At 63.4% G+C, this 5,064-nt stretch carries 4 protein-coding genes; 1 reads left to right on the top strand and 3 read right to left on the bottom strand.

The features are described 5' to 3' along the window. The 3 genes from GY769_12265 to GY769_12275 all read right to left on the bottom strand — a co-directional run. Positions 1–601: AAA family ATPase (locus tag GY769_12265; GenBank protein MCP4202696.1), on the bottom strand; the 601-nt coding region annotated here is incomplete at its 3' end. Continuing rightward, positions 598–1,932 (bottom strand): transposase, encoded by a 1,335-nt coding sequence (locus GY769_12270; protein ID MCP4202697.1) that lies wholly within the window; start codon positions 1,930–1,932, stop codon positions 598–600. The genes GY769_12265 and GY769_12270, both read right to left, overlap by 4 nt. A gap of 119 nt (positions 1,933–2,051) precedes the next feature. Continuing rightward, positions 2,052–2,459: a hypothetical protein gene (locus GY769_12275; protein MCP4202698.1), complete on the bottom strand. Its 408-nt coding sequence runs from the start codon at positions 2,457–2,459 to the stop codon at positions 2,052–2,054. A 905-nt stretch (positions 2,460–3,364) separates the two neighbouring features. On the opposite strand from GY769_12275, the gene ltrA reads away from it, so the two are divergent. After that, a complete protein-coding gene (gene ltrA / locus GY769_12280) occupies positions 3,365–4,798 on the top strand; it encodes a group II intron reverse transcriptase/maturase (GenBank protein MCP4202699.1) in 1,434 nt (477 codons plus the stop codon). Positions 4,799–5,064 lie beyond the last annotated feature (266 nt).

The following is a 5,064-nucleotide window of genomic DNA, read 5'->3' on the forward strand; positions in this document are numbered from 1 at the left end:
CGTACTCGACCGTTTCGCCTGGCTCTGGATCGGGGAGGCGAATTCGAGTGTGAATCCGCGTCCAGAGCGACCGATTGCGACGCAGCAGCATGCGATCCCACAGGTCGGGCAGACCAGCGAGAACCAGCGTGAGCAGGGGCTTCGAATCCCACTCGTGGTTCGCGAGGATGTGCAGATGGTCAAGCACGTCCTGGTGCAGCAGGTGCGCCTCATCGATCACGAACACCGGATGCAACTGTTCGCAGCTGAGCTCGCGAATGTAATCGGACACCGCATTGAACACCGCCGCGGCCGTCGCCTTCGGGCTCAGACCAATCGCTCGACAGATCTGCCGATAGAAATCACGACGGCCAAGAGTCGCGTTGTGGCAGTAGGTTAGCCGGACGGGCGCCCCCGCAAGCCGATGCCGAAGCGCGCGAAGGACGCAGCTCTTGCCCAGTCCGCTGTCTCCCACGAGCAACACGCCGGTGGCCCGCTCGCTGACCGCGTCAACGATGTCGGTCACCGCCTCCTTCTTGGCCTGCGTCAACCACAGATCGGCATCGCCGATGGCTTTGGAGAATGGGGCCTGATCGAGCTGGAAGTGGTCGAACCAGGTCATTGCGACACTCCCTGCGGTGAACGGCCAAAGACATGGTCGAGCAGCACCTTGTTGGGATCGAACTCCACCGCGTCGATGCCCGGCTTCGCCTTGAACGGACGGCGCTTCTTGCCGTTGGCGACCGGGTCGACCGGGCGAAGCTGGTACGACCGGCCCTCGTGCACAATCACGGGTGGCAGCGTAGGCTCCGAGAGGTTGCGCTCGACCTGCACTTGCCTGCCGGCGAGGAAGCCTTGGTCAGTCTCCCAGATCACGCCGCCCACGCTCAAAGTGCCGTCACGACTGACTCGCCGGCGCCCGTGGGCAGTCAGCGCCTCGTTGAGCGCCTTCTCGGTAACGGGCGCCAGTTCACGGTCAAGCCAGGCATCGCCCGGGCTTCGACCCAACAACCCCGCGTGGGCCGCCTGATGATAGTGACCGTCCAACCACGCCAGCAGACGCACTTGCACGTCGTGTAGCCGATTCACCCGGCCAAGATGGTCGAGGCATCCTTGGCGCAGCGTTCGCCAGAAGCGCTCCATCTTGCCCCGAGCCTGCGGATCGTACGGCTTGGCGTGCAGCAAGGAGACCTTCAGGCGAGTGCATGCGGTCGCCAACATCTCGCCCGAATACGTCGAGCCGTTGTCGAGGTACAGCAAGGCCGGCGCGCCCCAACGACGCAAGGCGCGCGTCATCAGTTCGAGCATCTCCACCTCGCGCTCGGTCGAGCAGACCCTCAGCGCGACCACGTACCGCGACGCATCGTCCAAAATCGCATGGATGCGCAGTGGCACCCGCTGGCCATCCAGTTTGAGCGTCGGTCCGTGGCAAACGTCGGCGTGCCACAGCTGCCCCGCATATTCGGCCTGCCATCGCCGCCGCGCCGAGTGATCATGTTGCTGCTTTCGAGACAACCGTCGCAGACCCTCGGATCTGAACAACCGTCGGACGGTGGTCGCTGACACCGCGTCCGCCTCGATTCTCCCTTCGAGCACGAGGCTTCGCAGGATCAGCTCGGCCGACGCGCTCGGGTGGACGCGCCGGATGTTGCACAGCAGATCACGCTGTTCATCGGTGAGCGTTCGAGCATGGCCCGCGTCGTTGCGGCGACGGGGTTGTAGCGCCTCCAGCCCCTTGTTCCTGTACGTGTAGTACCAGCGTTCGAGCGTTGAAACAGCGTAGCAGCGGGTCACATTCGAGCCCGGTGGGCGGTAGCGCTGGCTACTGATTCGGCGCAGCTCGGCTTGGAGTTCTCCACGTGCCAGTTCGCGGCTCAGCAGCGGGCCGACGAGTTGGGCGCGGAACACCGCGGTGGCTTCCGCATGAGAGCGCGGAGCGAGGACGTCCTTCATCTTGACCTCCATCATGGGCGCCGACATGGCGCTATCGAGGTCTCTCAGCAGTCACCGTTCGGCGGCAGGGATCTTATCTGGTGGGCTCCATTTCCCGTGTTGATTCAACCTGATGGACATCAGGCCTGTTGTAGCGACGCCGCGAAGATGCGGGGCTCAATCGCGTACTGCTGGGCCGAGAGCGGACTCTGAGCGAGCAGCGCCTGGACTCGCCGAGCGGCGCGTTCACGCAAAGTCCCGTCGCCGACGCCGTATGCGCGCGCCCAGCGCTTCAGCGATGCCCAGCCCGTGACCGAGGCGCCGAGAATCGCGAACGGGCTCAGCTTCTCCCTGATCTTCAGCGCCTGGATCTGGCCGACTGACCAGGCGCAGAGGGCCAAAGCGATCGTGGGCCACAGGTAGCGTCGCCCAGAGACGATCCCGGCGGGCACGACCAAACACAACGCCTTGCAGCTTCGGCACCGGTACCTGCGGCAGGTCACGTCGACGAATCCAGGCTTGGCGCCAAGCTCGTAAACGCCCAGCATCGTGACGGTTCTCAGTCCATGCCCAATGAGGTTCAGTGGGAGACCAGCTGGCCTGCTGACCGTGCTGCACGCCGGGCAACTGGCGGGCCTGACTGCTGCCACGCTGGGCAGTTGACGAATCCACGGGCCGATCGGGATTCGAGCTTGTATTCTCCTGCCGCCTCGATGGTCCAACCAACTTCGAGGCACGGCGGGGGCGTGTCGTTACCACGCCTCCGCCACATTCCCAGCCAGCACCATGCCGGTGCCCCGCTCCACGCGGCTGGCTCTACCCCATCATGGCCGTTGCAGCGAATTCGCTCGCGATGGCCTACGCCCCGTTCTCCATCACGCTGCCTGCCCGATTCTGGGGCTGGGAACCTCGATGACCGTGGCCGGTAACACCGAGAGTGCGCCAGGCATGGCGTTCAAATTGGAGGTGAGTTCGATGAACAAATCCTAGCCCGAGGCCCTGACAGAGGGAACTCGACACCGAGGAGGCAAGGGCGTGACCCCGGAGAACCGGGGTGGCTTGAGGCGGGGCGGGGCCTCGATCGAGCTCCCGCGAGGGCAGGTCTGGTGGAAGCCGTAGGTGTGTGGCCGTTTCGAACGAAAGTGAAGCGCCGTAAGGCGTCTGTAGCGGGTGAGTCGGCTCTCAGCGACGAAGCCCGATTTCTGTCGGTGCTACAGGCGTATTGGCGACGGGATGGCCACGAAATTTGAACGTCTTACCCTGGGAGATCTGCTGGGCTCCAGCATGCGTGTTGGTAAGCCCGAGGACAAAAGGACAAAGGCCCATGGCCCAGCAGAAGTCGGAGAACCGCATAGTACCGAAAGGCCCTCGAAAGTTGGCCTCAAGCCAAGGGCTCGAGCGCCCTGGTGGAGGGAAGGCGGTTCCGGTCAAAGGAGATGGTCATCAACTCACGATGCCCTTCGCTACAGCTGAAAGATCGCGGCCCGGCCGCGATGCCGAAGGCGCCAAGAGCCCGAACCTGATCGGGAAGGCAGCGCGCAAGGTGCCGAAGGCGGAGCTCAGTCGGAGTCCAGAGGACCACGCGTGGATTGAGAGAGTTGTGCAGTGCCTCCCCGAGGCGCTGGCCAAAGTCGTGAAGAATCGAGGGGCGCCCGGCCCGGATCGCAAGACGGTCGAGGACGTGCAGCAGCACTGGTCGACCATCGGCGCGGCGTTGTGCCAAACCCTGCTCGACGGAACCTACCAACCCGGTCAAATCCGTAGGGTATGGATCCCGAAAAGCGGGGGGAAGTTACGCGGGTTAGGCATCCCGAACGTGGTTGATCGCGTGGTTCAAGAAGCCGTCAGACAGGTGCTCGAACCGGTCTACGAGCCGACGTTCCACGACGCCAGCCACGGGTTTCGTCCAAGGCGAGGGTGCCAGACGGCGATCAGGCAGGCTGTGGGCTATGTTGAAGGTGGGCGTCACTGGGTGGTGGACATGGATTTGGAGAAGTTCTTCGACCGTGTGCATCACCAGCGGCTGCTGTCCAGGCTCGCTCAGCGGGTCGAAGACAGGCGGCTTGTGAAGCTCATTGGACGCATGCTCAAGGCCGGCGTGGTCATGCCGGATGGCGTGAAGGTGGCGACAGATGAAGGCGTGCCACAAGGCGGGCCCTTGTCTCCGTTGCTGTCCAACATTGTGCTCGACGAGCTCGATTGGGAGCTCGAACGGCGCGGCCACCGGTTTGTTCGGTACGCGGATGATTGCAACGTCTACGTCCGAAGCGAACGCGCAGGCACACGGGTCATGGCCTCGGTGGTGCTATTCATCAACAAGCGCTTGCGCTTGCAGGTGAACGCGTCAAAGAGCGCCGTGGCTCGCCCGGAAACCCGTCATTTCCTGGGATACCGCATGGCCCCGATGCCAGACGGTTCAGTGGAAATTCTGCTCTCGGAGCGCAGCATGAAGCGGCTCAAAGAGCGGATCGTCGAGCTGGTGCCCAGATCGAGGGGATGGTCGCTTGATGCGGCCATCGCCAAGGTCAACAGGTACCTGCGCGGTTGGATGGGGCACTTCCGGGTTTGCACGCAAGGCATCAATAGAGTGGTGGGCAACGCAGATGCTCACATCAGGCGACGACTTCGTGCCCGCATACTTAAGATGTGGAAACGAAAACGGACCATCGCTCGACAACTCATCCGCTTGGGCATCAAGCCCAAGTCCGCATGGGGCGACGTCTATGAAGGACGAAAGTCCCTCTGGAGATTGAGCCACGTTTCAGCAGTAGATAGAGGGCTCAACAACGCGTTCTTCAGGAATGCGGGGCTCTTCTCGCTACTGCGGCGGTTCCAGGAAATCTGGACGGAGGTCCCACGCACCCCAACACAGCTCGGGGGTACCTGAGAGGTCGTAAACCGGCCAGCGGCGGGGGTCACAACCCGTCGTTCCGAGGAGCCGTATGTGAACAGCACAAGTACGGTTCTGTGGGAGCCGGGGCGGGCGACCGCCCCGGCTACCCGACGCGTAGTGGCCGCCGGCGAAGCCGGCCATCCCATTGCCCGGGCGCAAACGAGATACAGTCAGTAGTATCAGTCCAGCGATTTGCTCCAACGGTGCGCCCGTCGCACCACCGAAGGCGTCCGCCAAAACGATGAGCGCATTGCCGAAGC

Source organism: bacterium (assembly GCA_024224155.1).
Taxonomy (GTDB): Bacteria; Acidobacteriota; Thermoanaerobaculia; order Multivoradales; family JAHEKO01; genus CALZIK01.

Bases quoted from the DNA above. Each gene is read 5' to 3' on its own strand.
- ltrA (MCP4202699.1), top strand. From the start codon at position 3,365: ATGCCCTTCGCTACAGCTGAAAGATCGCGGCCCGGCCGCGATGCCGAA.
- GY769_12275 (MCP4202698.1), bottom strand. From the start codon at position 2,459: ATGCTGGGCGTTTACGAGCTTGGCGCCAAGCCTGGATTCGTCGACGTG.
- GY769_12270 (MCP4202697.1), bottom strand. From the start codon at position 1,932: ATGAAGGACGTCCTCGCTCCGCGCTCTCATGCGGAAGCCACCGCGGTG.